Genomic DNA, 23,333 nt, shown 5'->3' with positions numbered 1-23,333 from the left:
ACTCAGTCAGATGCGAAAGGGGAAAAGGGAAATGAGCAGTAGCGAACAGCGCACAGAGTTCCTGTCGGCACGGCTCCGCCCCCGAGACATAGAAATTGCCGAGACTCTCTTTCGCCTCAAATACGCTACCGGCGGCCAGATAGAGCGCCTGCATTTCCAGGGCCTTTCCCAGGCGACGAATATGCGCAATCGCGTCATGCGCAGGCTCGTCAGATTCAAGGCCGTCATCGCTTTCCGTACCGTTACCGGTGTGGGATCGGCGCCATTCGTCTATTCCCTCGATCCTGCCATGGAACGGCTATTGCGTTTGCGAAGAGGTGAGGAACTGGAAAGGGTCACGCCTTTCCGTCAGCCTTTCGCGCGTCTTATTCCGCACGCGCTAGCCATCTCAGAACTATACGTACGGCTTAGCGAATCGGCCAATTCAGGCGCCTTCCGGATCGGCCTCTTCCAAACCGAATCGGACGCATGGTGGTCAGTGCCGTCCGGCCGCGATATGCGACCTGACGCTTATGTGGTCCTCGTCTCGCCTTCCGGAACTGCTGACCATTGGTGGATCGAGATGGATATGGGTACCGAACGCATTCCGGTCATTGAGGAAAAGGTCTCACGCTACCTGGGATTCGCTCACAGCAATCCGTCTACACCATTCGGCGTCATCCCGCGAGTGGTGTTCTCCGTTCCCGATGCGAAGCGCCGTGAACAGATCACCAAGTCCCTGGAGATTCTCGGTGACCTCACCAAGAGACTGGTGGCCGTGGCCACCTGGGACAGTACCCCCCAATTCCTCGAAAGCTCACTAGCTACGGAAAGGGCCAGCGAATGAAAGCTCCGGCGACGGTGGGGGATCCCGTCTCCTCTCCCGGATCCACGCTTTTCCTCATCATCGTCATATCGGCTCTCGTCATCTATGTGCTTATCAAAGCGGCTGCACTCGCGCGGCGCTGTCCCGTCTGCCGGGGATACGGGCAGATTCGCACCCACAGAGGCGGAGTCGCCCCCTGCTACTTCTGCGCAGGGAGCGGTTACCGATGAATTCCGACGGAGGACCTGTGAAGAAAGCAGCTTCCGGCCATTACTCGCCTGAAGCCGTCCGATCGGCACTCGCCGATCCGGGTTTCGACTACTTTCTCACCCCGCATCTGGTGAAGCTCCTCTACCGGGGATATCAGCTCCTCAGCGGGTGCGTTTCACTGGCTTTCCTCTATCTGCTGTGGGCTTTCTCCTGGCTCCTGGGAAACGTGCTCCTGTGGATCGCAATAGCCCTCACCCCCTGCGCATGGATCGGAAGCGTTCTCGTCGTCCGCGTCATCCTCGAATCCCTGCTCACGGGATTTTCCATCAATTACCACCTGGCCGACCTGCGGAAGATCGCCGACGAGACCCGGCGCAGTTCCCGACCCTGGCTGAACTGAAAGGAAAGCCATGCGGAATCCGTTCATCGTCCTGTGCGCCTGCCTCGCTCTGCTCTACTCCCTGACCGCCGGTACCGGCTGTGCGCGTCAGCGGCCCTCAACCGTCCTCAGCCCCCGTCCCCCCTCCCCGACTGCCAGCACCCCGCCGACAGGCGCCCAGGAGCCCTCTGGGGGCGGGGCGGGCGGCTGCACGATCCACGGGACGGCCATCCAGTGCGGGCCTGCGGCTCGGACCCTGCGGCAGGCCCGCGCCCTGCTGCTCACCCCGCACGACGTCGGGCCGGTCATGCCGCATGCCTCCCCGCTGGCGTCGCCAGCACCATCCGTGCCGACCTGCGGCCCCGACACTCTCACCCATCGGGCCCCCGAAAGCGTCGGACGGCTGTTCCTGCGGTCATGGCGCGATGAAGGCGGCCGGTACCGCAACTCGACTCTTTCCCGAATCGTCCTCGTCGAAATGGCGCTGGTCTATCCCGACAGCCAGCAAGCCCAAAGGGACCTTTTCCGGATGCGCGATGTGAAGTGCGCCCGCCAGAAGCTCAGCACCCGGAGCGGCGAATGGGTCCACGTCCACCGTGTGCAGCAGATCAAATGCCCGCACCGGTCGGGAATCTGCGGTTTTATCTTCGACTACAGGCAGAAGGGCAATCTCATCCTCGCCACGCGCTACGCCTCCGTGCTCCTGTGGGGGAAGAATTCCACCCTACCCGCCGTGCAGCGGATCGCCGCCGAGTACTCCGATCGGCTCGTGAGGCGCTTCCGATGACAGGTCGGCCGATCCCCCCGGCACGGGCATTCACGGTCGAACAGACGGCACAGATTCTCGGGGTCGGGCGCGATACCGTCTACGGCCTGCTGCGCACTGGCCAACTGAGGAGCATCAAAATCGGTCGGCTCCGAAGGATCACCCAAGAACACATCACGGCCTTTCTCACGACCAAGGACAATGACAGCGACGAATCCTGAAAACAGAGAGCCGTTCAGCCTGCCTCTCGGCGGCTGAACGGCTCTGTCGGATGGTCGGGGCTAGGCGGCGCCGAAAATGCGGTCCATGTGGGCTGTGGCGTCCCGGCGGACCGGCTTGAGCTGATGGCGGTAGACCTCGTTGGTGACTGCGGGGGAGGCGTGGCCGCATAGGTCGGCAATGACCTCGATCTGGACTTCCTGGTCGCTCATGATGGAGACGAAACAGTGCCGGGTCTCGCGGGGCGTCCATTCGTCAGGGTTGAGGCCTGCGGCGGCCAGCACCTTCCGGAAGTGGTAGGCGGCGGTCTGGCTCCGGTATCCGCTCCCGTCCGGGCGTGCGAACACCAGACCGTTGTTCTGCCATGCTTCGCCAGCGATGAGCTTTTCGCCTGCCTGCCGGGCCTTGTGCGCCGTGAGCGCTGAGACGGCCGTCTGAGCGATACCCAGACCACGCCGGGACTTCTCGGTCTTGGTGTCGCCTCCCTGCCGATCGGAGCGCACCACATAGACCGTGCCCGTCGTCAGGTCCACGTCATCCCACGTGAGCGCACGCAGTTCCTCGGTACGCAGGCCGGTCGTAATGGCGAGGATTGCATATGGTCCGAAGCGGTGCTCAGGCTTGGCCGCTTCGGCGAGAACGGCTTTGGCCTGATCGAGGGTCATCGACTTGGACGGACGCCCCTTGCTCATGCCTTTCGGGGTTGCGACCAGACGGCTGACATTGCGGTCTACCTTGTCGAAACGGGCGGCACGGTCGAGCGCCCGTGTGAGCAGGCCGTGGATCATTCCCAGCGTCCTGCTCGCCATCGTTCCGCGAAGCGTCATGAGCCACTTCTCGACCTGGTCCGGGGTCAGGTCAGCGACCTTCACCGCGCCTATCTTGCTGATGTGGTTTGCGGCATAGGAGCGATATCCCACGATCGTGGACTCCGACAGCCCGCCAGCCGCCAGTGTCTCGATCAGGTCCTTGACCGCACGCGCCACCGTGTAGCCGTGATCGCGCTTGACGCCCTTTTCCATGTCGGCGACGGCCTGCTTGATCCGGTCCTTGGCTTCGGCTCTGGTGCGGCCCTTGCGCTTGATCCGGTTCCGGGTGCCGTCCGGCTTGAAGCCCAGCGAGAGGGCGACGGTCCACCCGGCGCCTTCCCGATAGATCGACCCCTCGTAGGCGCCTACGGTAATCTTCGACATGACACGTTCCTTCCGCTCATGGTCTGGGTGGGTCGGGCTGTCACTGGGGGGATCGGTCTGCCAGGACCGTCCCCCCACTCACGTTTGAAGGGGGCGGCTCCCCTTGTGAGGAACCACCCCCATTCTCCCACGCCATCCGGGAGCCAACTGGCTCCCACCATGGCTCCCCACCCCAGATCTCAGACAGCAAAAGGCCCGCTGACCAGGGGCGCCACAAGATCATGTCGTTGGTCGCCGACCCAACCAGGTCGACTCCCTCCTCCGCCCCCACGAGGCACGCACCTGGACGCCGCTCGCCACGGGCGCCGACTTTGAAACAGCCCCTAGCGGGCGTCCAGGTGACGCTCGATGCCGTCCAGGATGCGGTCCAGGCCGAAGCCGAAGGCGTGGTCGACCTCGACCTCGAAGGCGCCCTGCTCCCACAGGTCGTACAGGTGGGGGAAGCGGTCGCGGGCGATCAGCGCGGTCAGGTGCGGGGTGGCCTCCTCCCACCAGCGGCCGTAGTCGTCGGGGCCGGTGAAGTCGGCCGCGATGTCCGCGGTGCTCTGGCAGATGCCGCGCACGTAGCCGTCCAGGGTGGCGGCGATGGCGTACTGCTCGGAGCCGGGCAGGCCGAGCGGGGCCAGGGCGGCGTAGACGGCCTCGGAACGGGCCGTGCTGTTGGGGCTCATCAGCAGAAGGCCGGGGCCGGAGACGCGCAGCGTCCAGGGATGACGGTCGAACAGGTCGCGGCCGAGTTCCGCGTAGTGCCGCAGGGCCTGCCGCCAGGTCGTGCCCTCCGGCAGCGGCGGGGTCGGCCCCATCGCGCGGTCGTACATGAGGTGGAGCAGCTCACTGCGGCCCGGCACGTAGGTGTACACCGACATCGTGCCGATCCCGAGATGGTCGGCGACCCGGCGCATCGACAGGGCGTCCAGGCCGTCGGTGTCCGCGACGTGGATCCCCGCGCTCACGACCTCCTCGAGCGAGAACTTCGGCCTGGGTCCACGGGCGGGCGCGGCGGGGGCGGTCCCCCACAGCAGGGCGAGGGTCCGGCCGGGATCGCTCGGCTTCTTCTCGGCGATGTGACTCACCTCACATTTTCTCCGTAGACTGTACGGAATTAACTCCGTATGCCGTACGGTTATGCCTCCCGAACAACTCCGTACACCTTACTGATTTCTAGGGAGGACCATGGACATCCACGCCCAGCGGCTCGTCAAGAGCTTCCGCGGCGTCCGGGCCCTGGACGGCTTCGACCTCGCCGTCGCCCCCGGCACCGTCCACGGGCTGCTCGGCCCCAACGGGGCCGGCAAGACCACCGCCGTCCGCGTCCTCACCACCCTTCTGCGCCCCGACTCCGGAACCGCTTCCGTCGCCGGGCATGACGTCGCCCGGGACCCCTCGGCCGTCCGGGCCGCCATCGGGTTGCTCGGCCAGCACGCCGCGCTGGACGAGGTCCTGTCGGGCGCCCAGAACCTGGAGATGTTCGGTCGCCTCCACCACCTGGGCTCCCGCGGGGCCCGGCTGCGCGCCACCGAGTTGCTGGAGCGGTTCGGCCTCGCGGACACCGGCGACCGGCCGGTCTCGAAGTACTCCGGCGGGATGCGCCGCCGCCTCGACCTGGCCGCCGCCCTCATCCGCTCGCCCCGGGTGCTGTTCCTCGACGAGCCGACCACCGGCCTGGACCCGCGCGGACGTGCCGAGGTGTGGGCGTCGGTCCGTGCCCTCGTCGCCGAGGGCGCCACGGTCCTGCTCACCACCCAGTACCTCGAGGAGGCCGACCGGCTCGCCGACCGGATCAGCGTGGTCGACCACGGCCGGATCGTGGCCGAGGGCGACTCCGCCGGGCTCAAGGACCTCGTGGGCGGCGACCGTCTCGACCTGGTCCTGCGCGAGGCCGCCGACCTGCCCGAGGCCGCCCGCGTGGTGTCCTCGGTGACGGGCGCCGAGGCCGTGCTCGACACCGACGCCCTGCGGCTCGGCGCACCCGTCACCGACCGGGTCGCCGCCCTCACCGGAGTCCTGCACGCGCTGCGCGAGGCCGGCATCGCCGTCGAGGACGCCGGAGTCCGCCGCCCGACCCTCGACGAGGTCTCCTCCACCTCACCAGCGCCCCCGAGAAGGAGAACGCATGACCACCGCGACGTTCCGCTGGGCCGCGTCCGACGGCTGGACCCTCACCCGCCGCGCCCTGCTCCACTGGGTCCGCCAGCCCGTCCAGGTGCTGGTCGGGCTGCTGTTCCCCGTCCTGCTGGTGCTCATGTTCGGCTACCTGCTCGGCGGCGGCATGGAGATCCCCGGCGGGGGCGACTACAAGGAGTTCCTGCTCCCCGGGATGTTCGCCCTCACCATGGTGTTCGGGATCGAGGGGACCTTCACGGCCGTCGCCGCCGACGCCGGCAAGGGCGTCACCGACCGGTTCAGGTCCCTGCCGATGGCGCCCAGCGCCGTCGTGGTCGGCCGGGCCTCCGCCGACATGATCAACTCCGCCGCCGGGCTCGTCGTGATGATGGGCGCGGGCCTGGCGGTCGGCTGGCGGTGGCACGAGGGGTTCGGCCGTGTGCTCGTGGCCGTCGCGCTCCTGCTGTGGCTGCGGTTCGCGTTCCTGTGGGCCGGGATCTACCTCGGGCTGCGCTTCCCCTCTCCCGAGGCCGTGATGGCCGTCCAGATCCTGGTGTGGCCGTTCGGGTTCCTGTCCAACGTGTTCGCCTCCCCCGCCGACATGCCCGGCTGGCTCGGGTTCCTCGCCGACGCCAATCCCCTGTCGGCGACCGTCACGGCCGTCCGCGACCTCTTCGGCAACCCCGGGGTCGCGGGCAGCGGATCATGGGCCGCCGACCACGGCCTCCTGCTCGCCATAGTCTGGCCCTTGGTGATCACCACCGTGTTCTTCCCGTTGTCGGTCCGCCGCTTCCAGCGCCTGTCCGCTTGAAAGGAACCGCCCGCTTGCTCCCGTTCGACCCGCCCCACCTGCTGTTCCCCGATTCCGACGGCGTCCCCACCTGGTGCCTGGCCGACGGCGTGACACTCACCCGGCCGCCCCTGCGGCGGGTGGGCGTCGCCGAGGCCCTGCCGGGACTGCTGACCGCACCCGGCACCGACCCCTCCGCGCTGTTCTGGGCCGAAGCGGCCGCCTTCGCCCTCCATCTGCTGGCCCGCGGCGGACGTCCGGGGCCCGCCGACGAGGCCCACCTCGCGGCGCTCGCCGCGGCCATGCCCGCCACCGCACGGTCGCTGCCGCTGACCGTCCCCGACGGCGCGCGGCCGGGCCCCGCCGAGGGGCTGCGGCTCCCCGCCGCCCGCGACCTGCTCGCCGCGTTCCTGGACGCCGTCACCGACGCCCTCACCGGACGCGGCGCCCGGAGCCGGGTCTCCCTGCGGATCGAGCATCGCGACGGCGCCGACTTCAAGGCCGTCGTCCAGATCCACGACGGAGCGCTCGTCCAGGACCTCGCCGCGGTCTGGCCGCGCGAGAGGGACGCCGCCGTCGCCGCGCTGCGGCTGGCCGCGCAGGTCTACCCGCCCGCGGGACGCACCCTCGACCTGGCCGTCCCCGACGAGGTCTACCTGACCGACAAGGAGGCCGCCGCCCTGCTCAACGGCGGAGCCGCGGCCCTGGCCGCCGCCGGAGTCGCGGTGCACTGGCCGAAGGACCTCTCCAGGGAGGTCACCTCCCGCGCCGCTGTCCGGCCGGGACCGCTCGACTTCACCGCCGGCGGGACGGTCCGCCTCGGCTGGCGGCTCGCCATCGGCGGGGTGCCCCTCACCGACGCCGAGCTGGACGCCCTCGCCCAGGCCCACCGGCCGGTCGTCCGGCTGCGCGACCAGTGGGTGCTGCTCGACGCCGAGACCCTCGACCGCGCCCGCCGTCCCGAGCTGGACCCGCTCACCCCGGTCGGCGCCCTCGCCGCCGCCCTGGCCGGGACCGTCAGGGCCGGCGAAGCCGACGTCCCCGTCGACGTCGAGGCGGGCCTGGCCGAGCTCCGCGACCGGCTCGCGGACCCCGAGCGTTCGGGCGAGGTCCCGCCGCCACCGGGCCTCACCGCCACCCTGCGCGACTACCAGCTGCGCGGGCTGGCGTGGCTGGCCCGCATGACGGACCTCGGCCTCGGCGCCTGCCTCGCCGACGACATGGGGCTGGGAAAGACGCTCACCCTCATCGCCCTGCACCTGCACCGGCTCCCCGAGGACGCGGGTCCCACCCTCGTCGTGTGCCCCGCCTCCCTGCTCGGCACCTGGGAGCGCGAGATCCGCCGCTTCGCCCCCGGCCAGGACGTCACCCGCTTCCACGGCACCCGCCGCGACCTGCCCGGCCACGGCTTCGTCCTCACCACCTACGCCACGATGCGCCTGGACGCCGACGTCCTCGCCGCCCACCGGTGGGGCATGGTCGTCGCCGACGAGGCGCAGGCCGTCAAGAACCGGCTGTCCGGCACCGCCAGGGAGCTGCGGCGCATCCCGGCGGCCGCCCGCGTCGCCCTCACCGGCACCCCGGTGGAGAACAACCTCGGCGAGCTGTGGGCCGTCCTCGACTGGACCACCCCGGGACTCCTGGGCACCCTGTCCGGATTCCGTACCCGCTGGGCCCGGCCCATCGAGGCGGGCGACGAGGAGACCGCCCGGCGCTTCGCCGCCCTGTTCCGCCCCTTCCTGCTGCGCCGCCGCAAGGACGACCCCGGCATCGCGCCCGAGCTGCCCGCCAAAATCGAGTCCGACGCCCCCGTGACGCTCACCGCCGAGCAGGCCTCCCTGTACGCCGCGACGGTCGCCGAGATGATGGCCGCCATCAGGGCGTCCGACGGGATGGAGCGGCGCGGCGCGATCGTCAAGCTGCTCACCGGGCTCAAGCAGATCTGCAACCACCCCGCCCAGTACCTCAGGGAGCACGAACCCGTCCTCACCGGCAGGTCCGGCAAGCTCGACCTCCTCGACGACCTGGTCGACCAGATCGTCGAGGGCGGCGGCGCCGTCCTGGTCTTCACCCAGTACGTCGCCATGGCCCGGCTGCTGGAGACCCATCTCGCCGGGCGGGGCGTTCCCACGCTGTTCCTGCACGGCGGCACCCCCGTCGCCGAACGCGAGAGGCTCGTCGAACGCTTCCAGGAAGGACGGGCGCCGGTGTTCCTGCTGTCGCTGAAGGCCGCCGGGACCGGCCTCACCCTGACGCGCGCCGACCATGTCATCCACTACGACCGCTGGTGGAATCCGGCCGTGGAGGACCAGGCCACCGACCGCGCCCACCGCATCGGCCAGACCCGCCCCGTCCAGGTGCACCGCCTCATCGCCGAGGGGACCGTCGAGGACCGCATCGCCGCCCTGCTCACCGCGAAACGCGGACTCGCCGACCGGGTCCTGACCAGCGGCGAGACCGCCCTCACCGAACTGTCCGACGACGATCTCGCCGCCCTCGTCGCCCTGGAGGACACCCCGTGACCACCGCACTCGGATTCCCCGCCTTCCCCCCGCAGCGCGCGGGCAAGTCCTTCGCCGCCACCTGGTGGGGGCGCGCCTGGGTCGAGGCCCTGGAGGAGACCGTCCTGGACCGCACCCTCACCCAGGCCGGCCGGGCCTACGCCAAACGCGGGCTCCTCGGCCCCCTCGGCCTCTCCCCCGGCCGGATCGCCGCGGCGGCCGAGGACCACCACGCCGTCGTCAAGGTCCCGACCTTGAGCGACGCCGAATGGGTGGCCTTCGCCGACGCCGTCACCGCCCGGGCGGGCAACCTCGCCGCGCTCCTGTCCGGTGACCTGCCGCGCGACATCCTGGAGGAGGTCCCGATCCTGCCCTGGACCCTCGATTTCGAGTGCGACTGCGGCGGATGGGAATGCCGCCACGCCCTCGGGCTCGCCTACCAGGTCGCCTGGCTGCTCGACGAGGATCCCTTCCTGCTGCTCCTGCTGCGCGGACGCGACCGCGCCGCCGTCCTCGCCGCGCCGCCCGCCGGGGAACCCGCCCGGTCGGTCTTCGCCCGCACGCCCGGGCCTCTGCCCGAACGGCTGCCGCCCGTCCCCCCGCCCACCGGACTGGACGGCGCCGCACTGGCCGCCGCCCGCACGGCCCGTGAACTGCTGGGGTGGGACAGTGTCGGAGGTGGACGGTAGCGTGAGCGACATGAGTGATCACGAAGTCGTGGACTCGCCCACCGGCTGGGTGCGCAAGCACATCGACGCCTACGTCGCCTCCGGCGGTGAGAAGGGCCACGACTATCACGGCCGGCCCTCACTGCTGCTCACCACCACCGGGCGGCGCAGCGGGCTCAGGCGCCGCACCGCGCTCATCTACGGCCTCCACGGCGAGAGCCCCGTCGTCGTCGCCTCCAACGGCGGCGCGGCCGACCACCCGCTGTGGTTCGCCAACCTGGCCGCCGACCCCGCGGTGGAGGTCCAGGTCGGCGCCGAGGTCTTCACCGCGACCGCCCGCCTCGCCACCGAGGCCGAACGCCCGGCCCTGTGGGAGCAGATGGTCGGCATCCACCCCGAGTACGCCTCCTACCAGCGCAAATGCGAGCGCCTGATCCCCGTGGTGGTCCTCGACCGTGCCTGACGTCCTCACCCGGCGCGCCCTCGGGCGCGCCACCCTCGCCCGCCAGCTCCTCCTGGAGCGCTCGGACCTGCCGGTCACCGGCGCCGTCGCCCACATCTGCGGCCTCCAGGCCCAGACCCCGCACAGCTGGTACACCTCCCTGTGGTCACGGCTGGCCGCCTTCGACCCCGAGGAGACCTCCGCCCACCTCCAGGAGCGGCGGCTGGTGCGCATCGCGGTCATGCGCGGCACAATCCATCTGCTGACCGCCGACGACGCCCTCGCCTGGCGGCCCCTGCTCGACGACTTCATCCTGCGCGCCACCCGCGGGGCCTTCGGCAGGCACTGGAAGGACCTCGACCTCGACGCCGTCGCCGCCGAGGGCCGCGTTCTGCTCGAGGAGCGGCCGCTGACCTTCGCCGCCCTCGGCGCCGCGTTGGAGCAGCGGTTCCCCGGGCGGAACACCTCGGCGCTCGGCCAGCTCGTCCGGGCCCGCCTTCCGCTCGTCCAGGTGCCGCCGCGCGGCCTGTGGGGTCGGTCGGGGGCCGTCGCCCACACCACCGCCGAGCACTGGCTCGGACGCCCCCTCGCCGCCGAGCCCGACCTGCCCGGGTTCATCCGCCGCTACCTGGCCGGATTCGGGCCCGCGACCGTCATGGACGTCCAGACGCACTGCGGCCTGACCCGGCTCAAGGAGGTCGTCCAGGGCATGGACGACCTGCGCACCTTCACGACCGAGGAGGGCAAGGTCCTCTACGACCTGCCCGACGCGCCGAGGCCCGACCCCGAGACGCCCGCGCCCGTCCGGCTGCTCCCCGACTACGACAACGTCCTCATCTCCTTCGCGGACCGCTCCCGCACCGGGACCATCGGCACCGAGCAGTCCGTCAAGGCGTGGCCCGAGCACGGCCCGGTGCCCGGGACCGTCCTGCTCGACGGGACCGTCCAGGCCACCTGGTCGCTGGCCAGGGCCGCGAAGACCTCCACCCTGACGATCACCCCGTTCCGCCCGCTCACCGCGGCCGAGCGCACCGAGATCGAGCCGGAGGCCGCCGCCTTCCTGGCCTTCCAGGCCCCGAACGACGCCCACGACCTGCGCTTCGATCCTCCCTGGTGACCTCAGGACGATGCCGCGAGGCGGCCCGTCAGCGCGTCCAGGTCGGGCAGGAACCAGTGCCTGCGGCCCCGGTTGGACTCCCTGACCAGGGCCGCGAGGGGCTCGCTGGCGGCGGTCAGCGCCGCCACGTCGCCGATGACGGCCAGTCCCGTGCCGTAGTTGGTGAACTTCTGGAGCACGTCGCCCGCCAGCCCCGACGAAAGCCGGAAGAACTCCGGGTCCAGCCGGGCCACCGGCACCGCGATCCAGTCGGCCGGGCCCCGGTTCCCGATCAGGTCGAGCGCGTCGCGCTCCGAAGTGACCGGCGGGCCGTCGGCCGCGCACACCAGGACGGGGGTACCCGACAGCTCGACGATCTCATCCATGATCGTCATCCTATGCGGGGTGGGCGTTGAGCAGGATCACGCCCAGGGCGACCACCGCGGCCGCGGCGATGCGGCGCCGGCCGAGGCGTTCCGCGAAGAACACCGCCCCGATCACCGCGCCCCAGATGACGCCGGTCTCCCGCAGGGCCGCGACCTCGGCCAGCGGGCTGCGGGTCTGGGCCCAGACCACGATCCCGTAGGCGAGCGTCGACACCACGCCGCCCGTCGCCGACATCGCCCACATCCGGCGGGGCGCCGCCATGACCGCCCCGCCCTTCACGGCGAGCACTCCGGCGGCGACGAGACCGCCCTCCAGGAGGAACAGCCAGGCGGTGTAGCCGAGGGAGCCCTCGGCCCTGCGGACGCCGAGGCCGTCGACGACGGTGTAGGCGGCGATCGAGGCGCCCGTGCCCAGCGCGGCGAGCAGGGCGGGCCGTGAGGGGGCACCGCGGCGTCCGGCGATCGCCAGCGCGCCCAGCCCGCCGCAGACCGCGGCCAGCCCCAGCAGCTGCGTCAGGCTGAGGTGCTCCCCCAGCAGGGTCGCGACCGCCGCGACGATCAGCGGCGCGCTGCCCCTGGCGATCGGGTACACCTGCCCGAAGTCGCCGACGGTGTAGCAGCGGATCAGCAGCAGCGTGTAGCCGATGTGCAGCACCACCGACGTGATCACGTAGGGCCAGGCGGGCAGGGCGGGAACGTGGAAGAGGGCGAGCGGCGCGCACGCCACCGCCGAGGTGAGGCCGATGATCGCGAAAGCGATGTAGCGGTCGTCGGAGCCGCTCGCCGTCTCCGCGTCCTTGCCCGTCCGGCCGCCCGGACGGGCGACGAGAGCGTTCCAGACGGCGTGGAGCAGCCCGGCGAAGAGCACGGCGAGGTAGGTGAGCATGCCCCCCACCTCAGCCGATCCCCCGATCCGTGGGAATCCTTTTAGCCCTGGCCTCAATGCCCGGTCACGCGGAGAGGCCTTCGTAGGCGGCCATCACGACGCCGAGGGCGCGGGCGTAGCCGTCGTCCCAGAGGACCTGGTTCATCACGTAGGAGACCGCCATCCGGCGGTCGCGGTCCACCAGGACCAGCGAGCCGCCCCAGCCGCCCCACGAGCAGGTCCGGTTCTCCAGCCGGTAGCCCATGCCCCAGCGGATCGGCGTGCCCAGCACACGGTCCTCGCCGCTGAACTGCTCCTCGAAGACCCGCTCGCATCCCGCCTCCGACAGCAGCCGCGCACCCCCGGCGGCGCCCCCGCACGCCAGGACCGACTGCACGGCGGCGACCGAGCGTGCGTTCCCGAACCCGCCGACCGCGGGCAGCCCCGCGCGCCGCCAGGCCGCGGTGTTGGCGTCGGCCACCCCGACCAGGAATCCCTCCGGCCGGTCGCCCCGGGGGTCGGCGATGAGCGGGGCGACCCGGTGGTCGTGCTCGGCGGCCAGCCCGATGTGGAAGTCGGCGCCCAGCGGCCCGGCCACCTCCTCGGCGAAGAACGTGCCGAGATCACGTCCGGTCGCCCGCAGGACCACCTCGCCGACCAGATGCCCGAAGGTGATCGAGTGGTAGCCGCCCTCGGTGCCCGGCGCCCACTCCGGCGCCTGCGCTGCCAGCCTCGCGGCGGCCGTGTTCCGGTCGTAGAGGTCCTCGACGGTCGTCGGCCCGTCCCAGACGGGCAGCCCCGCGGTGTGGCCGAGGAGATGCCTGACCAGCACGCCCTCCCTGCCCGCGGCCGCGAACTCCGGCCAGTAGCGGGCGACGGGCGCGTCCAGGTCGAGCTCTCCCCGGTCGGCCAGGATCAGGGCGCTCAGGGCCGTCATCGTCTTGGTGGTCGACCAGACGCTCGTGATCGTGTCGCGCTCCCACGGGACGGTTCGCGCCGCGTCGACGTGCCCGCCCCACAGATCGGCCGCCGGCTCGCCGTCCACGAAGACCGCGGCCGACGCACCCCCGTCCCCCGCGTCCAGCGAGGCCGCCAGCGCCTCGGCCACCACGGTGAAACGGTCCTCGCACGTGCCCTGGATCTCCGCCATAGCGCGCAACGTAGCCCCGCCCGGCGGCCGCGGGCCAACCATTTATCCAGGTGATCTAAGGTGAGGCCCGATGTACGAACTGCACCTGGACGCGGGCGACCTGGCCGAGACCCGGTTCGCCGCCTCACCGCTGATGGAGGCCGTCCTGTCGCTGCGGGTGTGGCGGCTGCCCGGCTACTACGTGCTGCAACGGCCCTGGCTGGAGAGCGCGGCCGCCGATCTCGGCGACCTCGACATCTCGCTGCTGCTGGCCCTGGTGGGCCCGCGCAGGCTCGTCCCGGACTTCCTCACCCCCCGCCCCGACCAGCTCGCCCCCGACTTCGGCGCGGAGCTCGACCGGGCGCGGGCAACGGATCCCGCGAAGGTCGCCGCCGACATCCGCACCGCCCACACGGGCGGCACCGTCCCGGCCCTGCTGGAGCCGCTCCTGGCCCGGCCCGCGGTGCTGCGCGACCGGCTGGCCCGCCTGCTGGAGGCCTACTGGGAGCTGACGCTGGCCCGGCACTGGCCGCGCATCCGCGGCGTCCTCGAGGCCGACCTGCGCTACCGGGCACTGCGGCTCGCCGAGGGCGGGGTCGCCCATCTGTTCGCCGACCTCCACCCCTCGATCGCCTTCCGCCGCGGCACCGTCAGCATGGACCTGTCCTTCGCCCACCCCGACAGCCGCAACCCCGGCAGCGGACGCGGCCTGTGCCTGGTCCCGGCCCTGTTCGTGAACACCCCGGGCCCGCCCAACAGCCCCGACCACCCGCCGATGATCACCTACCCGGTCCGGGGGGCCGCGACCGTCTGGCGGACCGGCCCGCCGCCACCTCCCGGAACGCTCGCGGCCCTCATCGGCTCACCCAAGGCGACGATCCTCACGACCCTCGCCGAACCGGCGACCACCACGGAACTGGCCCGCCTGCTCGAGGTCACCCCCGGCGCCGTCTCCCACCACCTGAAGGTCCTGCACGACGCCCGCCTGGTCACCCGCGCCCGGGCCGGCCGCGGTGTCCTGTACGCCCGCACCGACCTCGCCGACCGCCTGATGCCCTAGATACTGACGCCTAGAGGCCCGCGTCGTGGGCGAGGAGGGCGATCTGGGTGCGGTTGTCCAGGGACAGCTTGGTCAGGATGTGGGAGATGTGGGCCTTGACGGTCGGGACGCTCATGTAGAGACCCGCGGCGATCTCGGCGTTGGAGGCGCCGCGGGCCACGGCCATGACGACCTCGTGCTCGCGCGGGCTGAGGGCGGCCAGGGCGGCCCTGGCCCGTTCGTGGTTCCCGGCCTGGTGGACGGCGCGGTCCATCAGACGGCGGGTGATCGACGGGGACAGGATCGGCTCCCCCCGGGCGACCCTGCCGATCGCCTCGACGATCTGCGCGGGCGGGGTGTCCTTCAGCAGGAAGCCGCTGGCGCCGGCGCGCAGGGCGTGCAGGATGTTCTCGTCGGCGTCGAAGGTCGTCAGGATGATCACTTCGGGTGGCCGGGGGCGGCGGCGGAGCAGCCGGGTGGCGGTGATGCCGTCGACGCGGGGCATCCGCAGGTCCATCAGGACCACGTCGGGACGGCAGGCGTCGGCCGCCGCCGGGACCTCCGCGCCGTCGTCGGCCTCCCCCGTGACGGTGATGCCGGGCAGGCCGTCGAGCATCATCGTCAGTCCGGCGCGGACGAGGGCGTCGTCGTCGACGATCAGCACGCGCACGGGAGGGGTCACGCGGGCCATGGTAGCCAGGCGGTCAGCGTGAAGCGCCCGGCCTCCCGCCCGTGCTCCAGGCGTCCTCCGGCCAGGCGGACCCGCTCGCCCAGGCCGATCAGGCCGGTCCCGCTGCCCGGCGGGGCGGGCAGCGGCTCGGCGGGCAGGGGGTTGCCGATCTCGATCCGCAGGCCGTCGCCTGGCCCGCCGGTGAGGCCGACCGTGACGGGCCGTCCCGAGGCGTGCTTGCGGGCGTTGGTGAGGGCCTCCTGGACGACCCGGTAGGCGGTGCGGCCCGCCGCCTGCGGAAGGCTGCCGGGCTCCTGGAGGGCCTCGTGGAGATCGATTCGTCCGCCGGCGTCGCGGGCCTCGGCGATGAGGCGGTCGAGGTCGGCCAGGACGGGCTGCGGCGGCCCGTCCTGTTCGGTGCCGTCGTCGCGCAGCAGGAGGATCACCTCGCGCAGTTCCTCCAGCGCCTGGTGGACCCCGGCCCGCACCACCCCGGCGGCCTTCGAGAGCTGTTCGGGCGGGGCGTCGGGCCGGTACTCCAGGGCACCGGCGTAGGTGGCGACCAGCGACAGCCGGTGCGCCAGCACGTCGTGCATCTCCCGGGCGATCCGGGCCCGCTCGGCGACCCTGGCCTCGGTGACGCGCCGCTCCTGCTCGGCCTCGGCCCTGCGGGCGCGCTCCCTCAGGGAGGCCAGCGCCGCCCGCCGGGCCCTGGCCACGGCGCCCCAGCCGACCAGGGCTCCGTAGGCGAGGACGACCAGGAGCGACCACCAGCCTCGGGAGATGCCCTCGCTCGGCCGCCACGCCCCCTGGAGCAGGTGGGCGGCGGCCCCCGCGACGGCCGCTCCGATCGCGACCGGCAGCCGCCTGGCCCTGGCGACCTCGACGGTCGCGCACGTGGCCGCGGGGGTCGCCGCGGGGGAAAGGACCGCGAGCACGCTCAGGCCGAGCGCACTACCGACCGGCCGCCACAGCATGACCGGCGACAGCAGGCAGGACACGGCGCCCACCGTGACGTCGAGCGCGCTCGTCGCGCCCCCGGCGATCGTCAAAGCGGTCAGCAGCCCGGTCCCCGCCGCCACCGCGACGGCCACGACGGGCGGCACCGGCCGTTCGGTCTCCTCATGCACCGGCTCACCGTAACCGGGCGGGCGGGCGCGGCGGCACCGACCAAAGTCTAGGGTCCACCGTCTTCGGGCCGACGCGGCGCTGGCGGTCCCGGGGTCAGGCTGAGGTCATGGACCAGCCCTACGGTTATCTGGTGGCCGTCGTGATCGTCGCCTCCGCCACCGTCTTCGCCCTCGTTCCCTTCCGCGGCCGCGCCCTGGCCATGATGTCCTTCCGGTGCTCTCTGATCGTGTACGAGCTGCCCGTGCTCGCCGCCTGCTGGCTGGCCGTGGTCACCGTCTGGACGGCCCTGGACGACGGGCTCGGCAACCCGGTCGGCGTCGTGGGCGCGGCGCTGGCTTCCCTCACCTGCCTCGTCCTGGCGGTCATCGCCCGGCGGGGCCTGCGCACCGGCCCGGCCGTGGACGCCGCGATGAGCGGAGCCTTCGGCCCCCGGTGGCGGTCGGTGCTCCCCGCCGGACGGCCGTCTGCCCTGGCCGGGCTCGTCCTGCCGCTGCGGGTGCGGCGCCGCGGGGTCGTGCGGGTCGCGGACCTGTCCTACGGGCCCGCGGGGAAGAGGAACCGGCTGGACGTCCTGCACCGGCGGGACCTGCCGAAGGGCGGGCCCGTCCTGGTCCACTTCCACGGAGGCGGCTACTTCAGCGGACGCAAGAACCGGGAGGCGCGGCAGCTTCTTCACCGGCTGGCCGCGCACGGATGGGTGTGCCTGTCGGCGAACTACCGGCTGCGGCCGTCCGCCGGGTTCGCCGAGCACGTCGCCGACGCCGAGGCGGCCGTCGCGTGGGCGCGCGAGCACGCCCCCGGCTACGGCGCCGATCCCTCGGCGCTGTTCCTGGCGGGAGGCTCCGCGGGAGCGCATCTGGCGGCGTCGATCGCGCTGGGCGGCGTCCCGGTGCGCGGGGTGGTGTGCCTGTACGGCTACTACGGCCGCTACTACGAGACGGGAGCGGGCTCCTCACCGCTGGACCGGCTGCGGGCGGACGCTCCCCCGTTCCTCGTCGCGCACGGGGACCGCGACTCGCTGGTGCCGGTCGAGGCGGCCAGGGAGTTCGCCGGGAGGCTCCGGGCGGCGTCCGGGGGGCCGGTCGTCTTCGCCGAGCTCCCCGGCGGGCAGCACGCCTTCGACCTGTTCGCCTCGCCGCGGTCCTGCGCGGTCGCCGAGGCGGTCGAGGCCTTCGCTCTGCTGGTCAGGACATGAGGTCGCGACGGGTGAAGCCCGCGATCCCCGCGACCGTCACCACCAGCGCGGTCAGGGCCAGCCAGACCAGCGGGACGAGCGGGGCGTCCGCGCCGGGGAGATGCGGGGTGTGGGTGAACGGCGACAGGTCCATCACCGGTTGCGGGAGCTCCAGCAGCGGGCCGAACTGGCCGAGCAGCCCGAACGCCGCGAGCACGCCCCAGGCCGCCTGGGAGGCGCGCGGCACGAGCCCGAACAGCAGGACGGCCGCCCCGGCGACGGTCCAGGCGGCCGGCGCCTGGGCGAGGGCCACGCCGGTGAGCCGGGCGATGTCGGAGGAGGCGCCGGTGCTCGCCGCCCGGACGGTTCCGGCGGCCAGCCCGCAGGCGGCCAGCACGACCACGATCCCGCCGAAGGTCCAGACGAGGTGGCCGAGCGTCCATGACGGGCGCCGGGCCGGGGTGGCCAGGAGCAGTTCCAGGTGGGTGTCGGTCTCCTCGCCGCGCAGCCGCAGCGCGGTCTGCACGCCGTAGGCGGACACGAGCAGGCCGATGATGCCGAACATCGCCGACAGGAACGTGTCGGTGACGGCTCCGCTTCCGCCGATCCTCTCGAGGATCTCGCGGGTTCCGCCGCTGTCCCTGACCAGATCGTCGGCGCCTTCGGCGATCCCGCCGATGGCGGCTCCGTAGAGGGCGAATCCGGCCGTCCAGGCCAGGAGCGTGCCGCGCTGGAGCCGTGCGGCGAGCCCGAACACCCCGCGGACCGTACCGGTGGCGGGGCCCAGGCGCGTGGGGAGCAGGCCCGCGCCCAGGTCCCTGCGGTCCGCGAGCCCGTAGGCCGCGGCGGTGAGCGCCGCCGTGGCCGCCAGCGGGAGGAACAACACCCACCAGCGCTCCCCCGCGTAGGCGGCCAGCTCACCGGTCCAGCCGAGCGGGGACAGCCAGGACAGGGCGCCGGGTCCGGCGTCGCCGACGGCGCGCAGCGCGAAGGAGGCCCCGACCGCCGCCAGGGCCAGGCCGCGCGCGGTCCTGGTGTTCTCCGTGAACTGCGCGGCGGCCGCGGCGACGGCCGAGAAGACGAGCCCGACCGCGGTCCAGCCCGCCGCGAACGCCAGCGAGCCCGCGACCGGCAGACCGCAGGCGATCAGGACGATCGAGGCGAGGACCCCGAGCGTCACCGCGGCGCCCACGCCAACGAGCAGCCCGGCGGTGAGAGCCGTGCGACGGCCGATCGCGGTCGAGCCGACCAGTTCGAGCCGTCCGGTCTCCTCTTCGGCCCTGGTGTGCCTGATGACGAGGAACACAGCCATGACCGCGACCATCGCCCCGCCGGTCGAGCCGAGCCGCCACGACACCAGGCCACCGAGGGTCTCGGCGCGCAGCTCTCCGTAGAAGGCGAGCATCGCCCCGTTGGAGGTGATGCCCGAGGCGAAGTCGTGGATCGAGGCGGGCGTGTCGTACAGCGACCTGAAGCCCAGTGCGGTGCTGGCGACATATCCGGTCAGGGCGTACAACCAGAACGGCAGCATGATCCGGTCGCGGCGCAGCCAGAGGCGCAGCAGCGTGCCGGTTCCGGCGTAGGCGCTCATCGCGCCTCCTCGTAGTGGCGCAGGAAGAGCTGCTCGAGGGTGGGCGGCCGGCTGGTGAGGCCGAGGACGCCGTGCTCGACGAACGCCCGGAGGACCGGCTCGAGGCGGGCGGAGTCGACCTCGCACCTGACCCTGGTCCCCTCGACGACGAGGTCGTGGACGCCCGGCAGATCGCCGAGGCCCTCGGGAACGGAGTCCAGGTCGGCCTGGAGCGAGGTCCTGGTCAGGTGCCGGAGGCCGGCCAGCGTCCCGGTCTCCACGGTTCGTCCCTTGCGGATGATCGTCACCCGGTCGCAGAGGGCCTCGACCTCGGAGAGGATGTGGCTGGACAGCAGCACCGTCCGGCCGGCCCGCTTCTCCTCCCGGACGCACTCCTGGAAGCTCTCCTCCATCAGCGGGTCGAGGCCCGAGGTCGGCTCGTCGAGGATGAGCAGTTCGGCGTCGGAGGCGAACGCGGCGACCAGGGCGACCTTCTGCCGGTTGCCCTTAGAGTAGGCACGGCCCTTCTTCTTCGGATCGAGTTCGAAGCGCTCCAGCAGGTCGGCGCGGCGCTTGGGATCGAGCCCGCCGCGCAGCGAGCCGAGCAGGTCGATGACCTCGCCGCCGGACAGGTTCGGCCAGAGCGTCACATCGCCCGGGACGTAGGCCAGGCGCCGGTGCAGCCGGGTCGCGTCGGCCCACGGGTCGCCGCCGAGCAGCCGTGCGGTTCCGCCGTCGGCGCGGATGAGGCCGAGCAGCGCGCGGATGGTCGTCGACTTGCCCGAGCCGTTCGGGCCGAGGAACCCGTGCACCTCGCCGGACCGGACGCCCAGGTCGAGCCCGTCCAGCGCACGGGTGCGGCCGAAGGACTTGACCAGCCCGGCCACCTCGATGACATCGTTCATGTTTCAGACACTACACAAGTTTCACAATTTTGTGAATGTAGTAAACTGACGCCATGAGAGACGAGGAAGGGGTCCGCAGGCTTGTCGAGCACATGGCGATGACCTGGGCCGACCTGGGCTTCCCCAAGATGCCCGCGCGCGTGCTGATGGCGATGATGACAGCCGACTCCGAGTCCCTCACGGCCGCCGAACTGGCGGAACGCCTCGAGGTCAGCCCCGCGGCGATCTCCGGGGCCGTCCGGTACCTCCTCCAGATCGGGATGCTGCGACGCCATCCGGCGCCCGGCTCCCGTCAGCACGCCTACGCCCTGCCCGAGGACGCCTGGTACGAGGCGAGCATCATGAAGGGCACCGCGTACCGGGCGATCGTCAAGGTCACCGAGGAGGGGATGCCCGCCCTGGCGCCCGGCACCCCGTCGGCGGAGCGGTTCGCCGAGATGAGAGACTTCTTCGTCTTCATGCAGGGCGAGATGACCGACCTGCTCGAACGCTGGCACGCGAGCAGAGGAGCACGGTGAGCGGTTACCTGGACGAGCTGTTCGGCCTGCGGGACAAGACGGCGCTCGTCACCGGCGGCACCTCCGGCATCGGCCGGGCGATCGCGCTGGCCCTCGGCAGGGCGGGCGCGAACGTGGTGGTCCTGGCGCGCGGCACCGAGGCCCTGGACGGCACCGTCGCGGAACTGGAGTCGCACGGTTGCTCCGCCGCCGCGGTCGCCGCCGACCTGTCGCGCGGACGGGCCGCGATCCGCGAGGCCGCCGAGCGGGCGGTGCTGCCGTTCGGCGAGCCCGACATCCTCGTCAACAGCGCGGGCGTCAACCCCCGGCCCCACATGGACGACCTCACCGACGACCACTGGGACACCTCCCTCGCCGTCAACCTCGACGCCCCCTACGTGCTCGGCCAGCGGTTCGGCCCGGCGATGGCCGCACGCGGCTGGGGCCGCGTCCTCAACATCGGCTCACAGCAGTCGTTCCGCGCCTTCTTCAACTCCGGCGCCTACGGCGTGTCCAAGGCGGGCGTGGTCGCCCTGACCCGCTCCCAGGCCGAGGCGTGGTCATCGCGCGGCGTCACCTGCAACACCCTCATCCCGGGCTTCGTCATCACGCCCCTGACCGCCCAGGCCTCCGCCGATCCCGCCTTCCTGGCCGAGCTGGCCGGGCGGACCTTCGTCGGCCGCAACGGCCTGCCCGCCGACTTCCCCGCCGCCGCCCTCTTCCTGACCTCGCCGGCGGCGTCCTTCGTCACCGGCCAGGCCCTGTTCGTCGACGGCGGCTTCTCCGCCCACTGATCCGTGCCCGCTGATTCGTGCCCGCTGATCCGTTCCTCAGGCTCCTTCGCCGGGCTTCCAGAGGTAGGGGGTCAGGGCGTCGGAGACCGTGACGGCCGTCAGGGTGCCGTCGAGGGGGGCGGCGGCGCTGACGGTCTGGTCGCCGGGGCCGGACAGGCCCGTGCCCTGGTGGGCGGCGGCCTGCCAGGTGCGGCCGTCGGGTGAGGTCCAGGTGATGACCTCGCCGTTGCGGGTTCCGGCCGCGAACCACTGCTTGCCGGCGGTGAGGACGGTCAGGACGGCCGGTGCCCCGGGCAGGTCGGCCTGGTTCCAGGATTCACCCGCGTCGGCGGAGGAGAAGGCCAGCGGCCGTCCCGCGGTGTCGCCGATCGCGACGACCGTGCCGTTCGCCGCGCTGACGTGCGTGAGAGCCGTGCCGGCGGGGGCGGGCATCTCCTTCGCCGTCCAGGAGGTCCCATCGGTGCTCGACCAGGTGACGGGGCGGCCCGACAGGTCCCCGGCCGCGGTGTAGCCGCCCGGACGCGCGGTGATCGCGTGCGGGGTGCCGTCACCGAAGGCGGTCTTCGTCCACGAGGTCAGGTCACTGCTGCGCCAGACGGTCGACACGTCGACGATCAGGTAGCCGCCGGGTCCCGCGGCGAGCAGCGGCCGCGACGGCAGCGTCTTCGAAGCGGTCCAGGTCCTGGCGTCGGGCGAGGTGTAGAGCAGCCCGGGGCCGGTGGCGACCCAGCCGGACGGTCCCGCGGCGACGGCCGTAAACCGGCCCCGCTCGGGCGCCTCGGGCAGGGTGGCACGGCTCCAGGAGCCTCCGTCGGAGGTCCAGATCTGGGGACGCCCGTCGCTGCTCCCCGCGGCGATCCTGAGGCCCTTGTCCTCGGCGAGGGCGCTGACGCTGAGGTCGTGGCCGATGACTCCGGGAATGTCGACGAGGCTCACCTGGCGTTCCTGGCCCGACCCGTCCTTGACGGTCAGCGTCGGATCGAGGTCGGGACCGTCCTGGACGCGTCCCGCCTTCGCCGAGATCGTCCCGGCGGCGGGGCCGGGGATGAGGTCGTAGGCGCTCTCGGGTCTGGTGACCGCCCGGTTCTCGGTCTTGGACATGACGTCCCAGCTCTGCCCGCCGTTGTCGCTGGTCCAGACGACGTCACGCTGGAAGGGAGTCTTCTCCAGGTGCTTCATCCGGATGCCCTCGAGCGTGATGCCCGAGCCGCCCGCCGAGATGCGGGTGAGGGCGACGAGCTCGTCGGCGGCGGGCAGCGGGAACCCGCCGGACAGCCGCTTCCAGACCGCGCCGTCGGTGGAGGTCCACATCACCGGGACCGCCTTGAGGGGCAGCGGCGAGGGGGTCAGCCCGATCGCCACCCAGCCCTTGGGCGAGGAGACCACGCCGATGATCCGGTCGGCGGGGCCGAAGACCTTGCCCGCTCCCTCGGCTCCGCGTTCCCAGGCGAGGCCGTCGGGCGAGCGCCACAGCGTGCCGTCGGCGGCCCCTGCCAGCCAGCCCCCCTCGGTCCCGGCGACCCAGCGGGGCACGGCACCGCCGCCCGGCACGCCGGAGGCCTTCCAGGTGTGGCCGCCGTCGGTGGACACCACGAACAGGGCGCGGGCGCCCCCGCCCTGGGGGTCGCGGTCGGCGCCGACCGCGACGACGGTCTGCCCCGAGGTCGCGACGGCGGTGAGCTCCTGGTCGCGCCCGTCGCCCTTGGCCGAGGTGTCGGCGGGGAACATGCCGCTGAGGGGGCGGGTCTCCTCACCGGCCGCCGCGGGCCGTGCGCCGGGCAGCTTCACCCCCGCGGGATTGCGGCCGTCGCCGCCGCCCTGGGTGAGGATCACGCCGGCGGTGCCACCGGCGACCACGAGGACCGCCGCCCCGATGATCTCCGCCCGCCGGGAGCGGGCCCGCCGCGGCGGCTTGGGTGGTTCGGGACCCGACCGTAGAAGGTCGGCCGGTGGACGCGATCTCCCAGACACCACGTAAGCGTAAATGTCCCAAGCTGCAGA

23 protein-coding genes and 1 pseudogene are annotated in these 23,333 nt (G+C 72.3%); 14 read left to right on the top strand and 10 right to left on the bottom strand.

The features are described from left to right. The first annotated feature begins 31 nt into the window (after positions 1 to 31). The 4 genes from ABD785_RS34890 (at position 32) to ABD785_RS34875 (ending at position 2,381) form a co-directional block, all read left to right on the top strand. Positions 32 to 826, top strand: coding sequence for a replication-relaxation family protein (locus ABD785_RS34890; RefSeq protein ID WP_344837145.1), 795 nt, complete (start codon positions 32 to 34; stop codon positions 824 to 826). A 226-nt stretch (positions 827 to 1,052) separates the two neighbouring features. Continuing rightward, positions 1,053 to 1,415 (top strand): DUF4282 domain-containing protein, encoded by a 363-nt coding sequence (locus ABD785_RS34885; protein WP_344837142.1) that lies wholly within the window; start codon positions 1,053 to 1,055, stop codon positions 1,413 to 1,415. Positions 1,416 to 1,425: 10 nt separating this feature from the next. Next, positions 1,426 to 2,181, top strand: coding sequence for a hypothetical protein (locus ABD785_RS34880; protein WP_344837139.1), 756 nt, complete (start codon positions 1,426 to 1,428; stop codon positions 2,179 to 2,181). Beyond that, the gene (locus ABD785_RS34875) at positions 2,178 to 2,381 is read left to right on the top strand and encodes a helix-turn-helix domain-containing protein (protein WP_344837138.1); all 204 of its coding nucleotides are present in this window, start codon (positions 2,178 to 2,180) and stop codon (positions 2,379 to 2,381) included. The genes ABD785_RS34880 and ABD785_RS34875 overlap by 4 nt, the downstream gene beginning before the upstream one ends. A 60-nt stretch (positions 2,382 to 2,441) precedes the next feature. Here ABD785_RS34875 and ABD785_RS34870 read toward each other — a convergent pair whose 3' ends face one another. Then, positions 2,442 to 3,572: a site-specific integrase gene (locus ABD785_RS34870; RefSeq protein WP_344837134.1), complete on the bottom strand. Its 1,131-nt coding sequence runs from the start codon at positions 3,570 to 3,572 to the stop codon at positions 2,442 to 2,444. Positions 3,573 to 3,895: 323 nt separating this feature from the next. Then, positions 3,896 to 4,645, bottom strand: a complete 750-nt coding sequence (locus ABD785_RS34865) for a TetR/AcrR family transcriptional regulator (protein WP_344837132.1) — start codon at positions 4,643 to 4,645, stop codon at positions 3,896 to 3,898. A gap of 100 nt (positions 4,646 to 4,745) precedes the next feature. Between ABD785_RS34865 and ABD785_RS34860 the strand changes: the two are divergent. From ABD785_RS34860 to ABD785_RS34835, 6 genes and pseudogenes are all read left to right on the top strand, one after another. Next, positions 4,746 to 5,588 (top strand): annotated as a pseudogene (locus ABD785_RS34860) (ABC transporter ATP-binding protein); the annotation flags it as partial. A 97-nt stretch (positions 5,589 to 5,685) separates the two neighbouring features. Beyond that, a complete protein-coding gene (locus ABD785_RS34855) occupies positions 5,686 to 6,486 on the top strand; it encodes an ABC transporter permease (protein ID WP_344837300.1) in 801 nt (266 codons plus the stop codon). A gap of 14 nt (positions 6,487 to 6,500) precedes the next feature. After that, on the top strand, positions 6,501 to 8,987 hold the full coding sequence (locus ABD785_RS34850; RefSeq protein ID WP_344837297.1) for a DEAD/DEAH box helicase: 2,487 nt from the start codon (positions 6,501 to 6,503) through the stop codon (positions 8,985 to 8,987). After that, positions 8,984 to 9,655, top strand: a complete 672-nt coding sequence (locus tag ABD785_RS34845; RefSeq protein WP_344837129.1) for an SWIM zinc finger family protein — start codon at positions 8,984 to 8,986, stop codon at positions 9,653 to 9,655. The genes ABD785_RS34850 and ABD785_RS34845 overlap by 4 nt, the downstream gene beginning before the upstream one ends. 10 nt (positions 9,656 to 9,665) lie before the next feature. Continuing rightward, positions 9,666 to 10,097, top strand: coding sequence for a nitroreductase family deazaflavin-dependent oxidoreductase (locus tag ABD785_RS34840; protein ID WP_344837127.1), 432 nt, complete (start codon positions 9,666 to 9,668; stop codon positions 10,095 to 10,097). Further along, positions 10,090 to 11,193, top strand: coding sequence for a winged helix DNA-binding domain-containing protein (locus ABD785_RS34835; protein WP_344837124.1), 1,104 nt, complete (start codon positions 10,090 to 10,092; stop codon positions 11,191 to 11,193). The genes ABD785_RS34840 and ABD785_RS34835 overlap by 8 nt, the downstream gene beginning before the upstream one ends. A 2-nt stretch (positions 11,194 to 11,195) precedes the next feature. Here the strand turns inward: ABD785_RS34835 and ABD785_RS34830 are convergent, their stop codons facing one another. From ABD785_RS34830 to ABD785_RS34820, 3 genes are all read right to left on the bottom strand, one after another. Further along, entirely contained in the window at positions 11,196 to 11,558 is a 363-nt protein-coding gene (locus tag ABD785_RS34830; protein ID WP_344837121.1) for a DUF4180 domain-containing protein, read from the bottom strand. A 10-nt stretch (positions 11,559 to 11,568) separates the two neighbouring features. Then, positions 11,569 to 12,444 (bottom strand): EamA family transporter, encoded by an 876-nt coding sequence (locus tag ABD785_RS34825; protein ID WP_344837119.1) that lies wholly within the window; start codon positions 12,442 to 12,444, stop codon positions 11,569 to 11,571. Between the two features lie 64 nt (positions 12,445 to 12,508). Continuing rightward, positions 12,509 to 13,573, bottom strand: a complete 1,065-nt coding sequence (locus tag ABD785_RS34820; RefSeq protein ID WP_344837116.1) for a serine hydrolase domain-containing protein — start codon at positions 13,571 to 13,573, stop codon at positions 12,509 to 12,511. 70 nt (positions 13,574 to 13,643) lie between these two features. Here ABD785_RS34820 and ABD785_RS34815 point away from each other — a divergent pair, with 70 nt between their 5' ends. Then, entirely contained in the window at positions 13,644 to 14,612 is a 969-nt protein-coding gene (locus ABD785_RS34815; RefSeq protein WP_344837113.1) for a DUF5937 family protein, read from the top strand. A gap of 10 nt (positions 14,613 to 14,622) precedes the next feature. Here ABD785_RS34815 and ABD785_RS34810 read toward each other — a convergent pair whose 3' ends face one another. Then, on the bottom strand, positions 14,623 to 15,282 hold the full coding sequence (locus ABD785_RS34810) for a response regulator (protein ID WP_344837111.1): 660 nt from the start codon (positions 15,280 to 15,282) through the stop codon (positions 14,623 to 14,625). Further along, positions 15,270 to 16,391, bottom strand: coding sequence for a sensor histidine kinase (locus tag ABD785_RS34805; protein WP_344837108.1), 1,122 nt, complete (start codon positions 16,389 to 16,391; stop codon positions 15,270 to 15,272). The genes ABD785_RS34810 and ABD785_RS34805 overlap by 13 nt, the downstream gene beginning before the upstream one ends. 107 nt (positions 16,392 to 16,498) lie before the next feature. Here ABD785_RS34805 and ABD785_RS34800 point away from each other — a divergent pair, with 107 nt between their 5' ends. Continuing rightward, the gene (locus ABD785_RS34800; protein ID WP_344837104.1) at positions 16,499 to 17,587 is read left to right on the top strand and encodes an alpha/beta hydrolase; all 1,089 of its coding nucleotides are present in this window, start codon (positions 16,499 to 16,501) and stop codon (positions 17,585 to 17,587) included. Here ABD785_RS34800 and ABD785_RS34795 read toward each other — a convergent pair. Together ABD785_RS34795 and ABD785_RS34790 are read right to left on the bottom strand one after the other, a co-directional pair. Beyond that, positions 17,577 to 19,157, bottom strand: a complete 1,581-nt coding sequence (locus ABD785_RS34795) for an ABC transporter permease (protein WP_344837102.1) — start codon at positions 19,155 to 19,157, stop codon at positions 17,577 to 17,579. The genes ABD785_RS34800 and ABD785_RS34795 overlap by 11 nt on opposite strands. Continuing rightward, positions 19,154 to 20,041 (bottom strand): ABC transporter ATP-binding protein, encoded by an 888-nt coding sequence (locus ABD785_RS34790; RefSeq protein WP_344837099.1) that lies wholly within the window; start codon positions 20,039 to 20,041, stop codon positions 19,154 to 19,156. Before ABD785_RS34790 ends, ABD785_RS34795 begins: the two co-directional genes overlap by 4 nt. A gap of 53 nt (positions 20,042 to 20,094) precedes the next feature. Here ABD785_RS34790 and ABD785_RS34785 point away from each other — a divergent pair, with 53 nt between their 5' ends. Then, a complete protein-coding gene (locus ABD785_RS34785) occupies positions 20,095 to 20,559 on the top strand; it encodes a GbsR/MarR family transcriptional regulator (RefSeq protein WP_344837097.1) in 465 nt (154 codons plus the stop codon). Further along, on the top strand, positions 20,556 to 21,332 hold the full coding sequence (locus ABD785_RS34780; protein ID WP_344837095.1) for an SDR family NAD(P)-dependent oxidoreductase: 777 nt from the start codon (positions 20,556 to 20,558) through the stop codon (positions 21,330 to 21,332). Before ABD785_RS34785 ends, ABD785_RS34780 begins: the two co-directional genes overlap by 4 nt. Before the next feature lie 36 nt (positions 21,333 to 21,368). Here ABD785_RS34780 and ABD785_RS34775 read toward each other — a convergent pair whose 3' ends face one another. Next, a complete protein-coding gene (locus ABD785_RS34775) occupies positions 21,369 to 23,303 on the bottom strand; it encodes a hypothetical protein (protein ID WP_344837093.1) in 1,935 nt (644 codons plus the stop codon). Between the last annotated feature and the right edge of the window lie 30 nt (positions 23,304 to 23,333).

It is taken from the genome of Actinocorallia longicatena (assembly GCF_039534125.1).
GTDB lineage: Bacteria > Actinomycetota > Actinomycetes > Streptosporangiales > Streptosporangiaceae > Actinocorallia > Actinocorallia longicatena.
Note: the sequence above shows the minus strand (reverse complement) of the source record. Positions and strands in the feature narration are given on the sequence as shown.

What these genes read in the sequence shown, in the direction of transcription:
- ABD785_RS34880 (WP_344837139.1), top strand. Translation starts at nt 1,426, where the DNA reads ATGCGGAATCCGTTCATCGTCCTGTGCGCCTGCCTCGCTCTGCTCTAC.
- ABD785_RS34820 (WP_344837116.1), bottom strand. Translation starts at nt 13,573, where the DNA reads ATGGCGGAGATCCAGGGCACGTGCGAGGACCGTTTCACCGTGGTGGCC.
- ABD785_RS34875 (WP_344837138.1), top strand. Translation starts at nt 2,178, where the DNA reads ATGACAGGTCGGCCGATCCCCCCGGCACGGGCATTCACGGTCGAACAG.
- ABD785_RS34795 (WP_344837102.1), bottom strand. Translation starts at nt 19,157, where the DNA reads ATGAGCGCCTACGCCGGAACCGGCACGCTGCTGCGCCTCTGGCTGCGC.
- ABD785_RS34785 (WP_344837097.1), top strand. Translation starts at nt 20,095, where the DNA reads ATGAGAGACGAGGAAGGGGTCCGCAGGCTTGTCGAGCACATGGCGATG.
- ABD785_RS34815 (WP_344837113.1), top strand. Translation starts at nt 13,644, where the DNA reads ATGTACGAACTGCACCTGGACGCGGGCGACCTGGCCGAGACCCGGTTC.
- ABD785_RS34810 (WP_344837111.1), bottom strand. Translation starts at nt 15,282, where the DNA reads ATGGCCCGCGTGACCCCTCCCGTGCGCGTGCTGATCGTCGACGACGAC.
- ABD785_RS34840 (WP_344837127.1), top strand. Translation starts at nt 9,666, where the DNA reads ATGAGTGATCACGAAGTCGTGGACTCGCCCACCGGCTGGGTGCGCAAG.
- ABD785_RS34855 (WP_344837300.1), top strand. Translation starts at nt 5,686, where the DNA reads ATGACCACCGCGACGTTCCGCTGGGCCGCGTCCGACGGCTGGACCCTC.
- ABD785_RS34790 (WP_344837099.1), bottom strand. Translation starts at nt 20,041, where the DNA reads ATGAACGATGTCATCGAGGTGGCCGGGCTGGTCAAGTCCTTCGGCCGC.
- ABD785_RS34830 (WP_344837121.1), bottom strand. Translation starts at nt 11,558, where the DNA reads ATGGATGAGATCGTCGAGCTGTCGGGTACCCCCGTCCTGGTGTGCGCG.
- ABD785_RS34800 (WP_344837104.1), top strand. Translation starts at nt 16,499, where the DNA reads ATGGACCAGCCCTACGGTTATCTGGTGGCCGTCGTGATCGTCGCCTCC.
- ABD785_RS34890 (WP_344837145.1), top strand. Translation starts at nt 32, where the DNA reads ATGAGCAGTAGCGAACAGCGCACAGAGTTCCTGTCGGCACGGCTCCGC.
- ABD785_RS34825 (WP_344837119.1), bottom strand. Translation starts at nt 12,444, where the DNA reads ATGCTCACCTACCTCGCCGTGCTCTTCGCCGGGCTGCTCCACGCCGTC.
- ABD785_RS34870 (WP_344837134.1), bottom strand. Translation starts at nt 3,572, where the DNA reads ATGTCGAAGATTACCGTAGGCGCCTACGAGGGGTCGATCTATCGGGAA.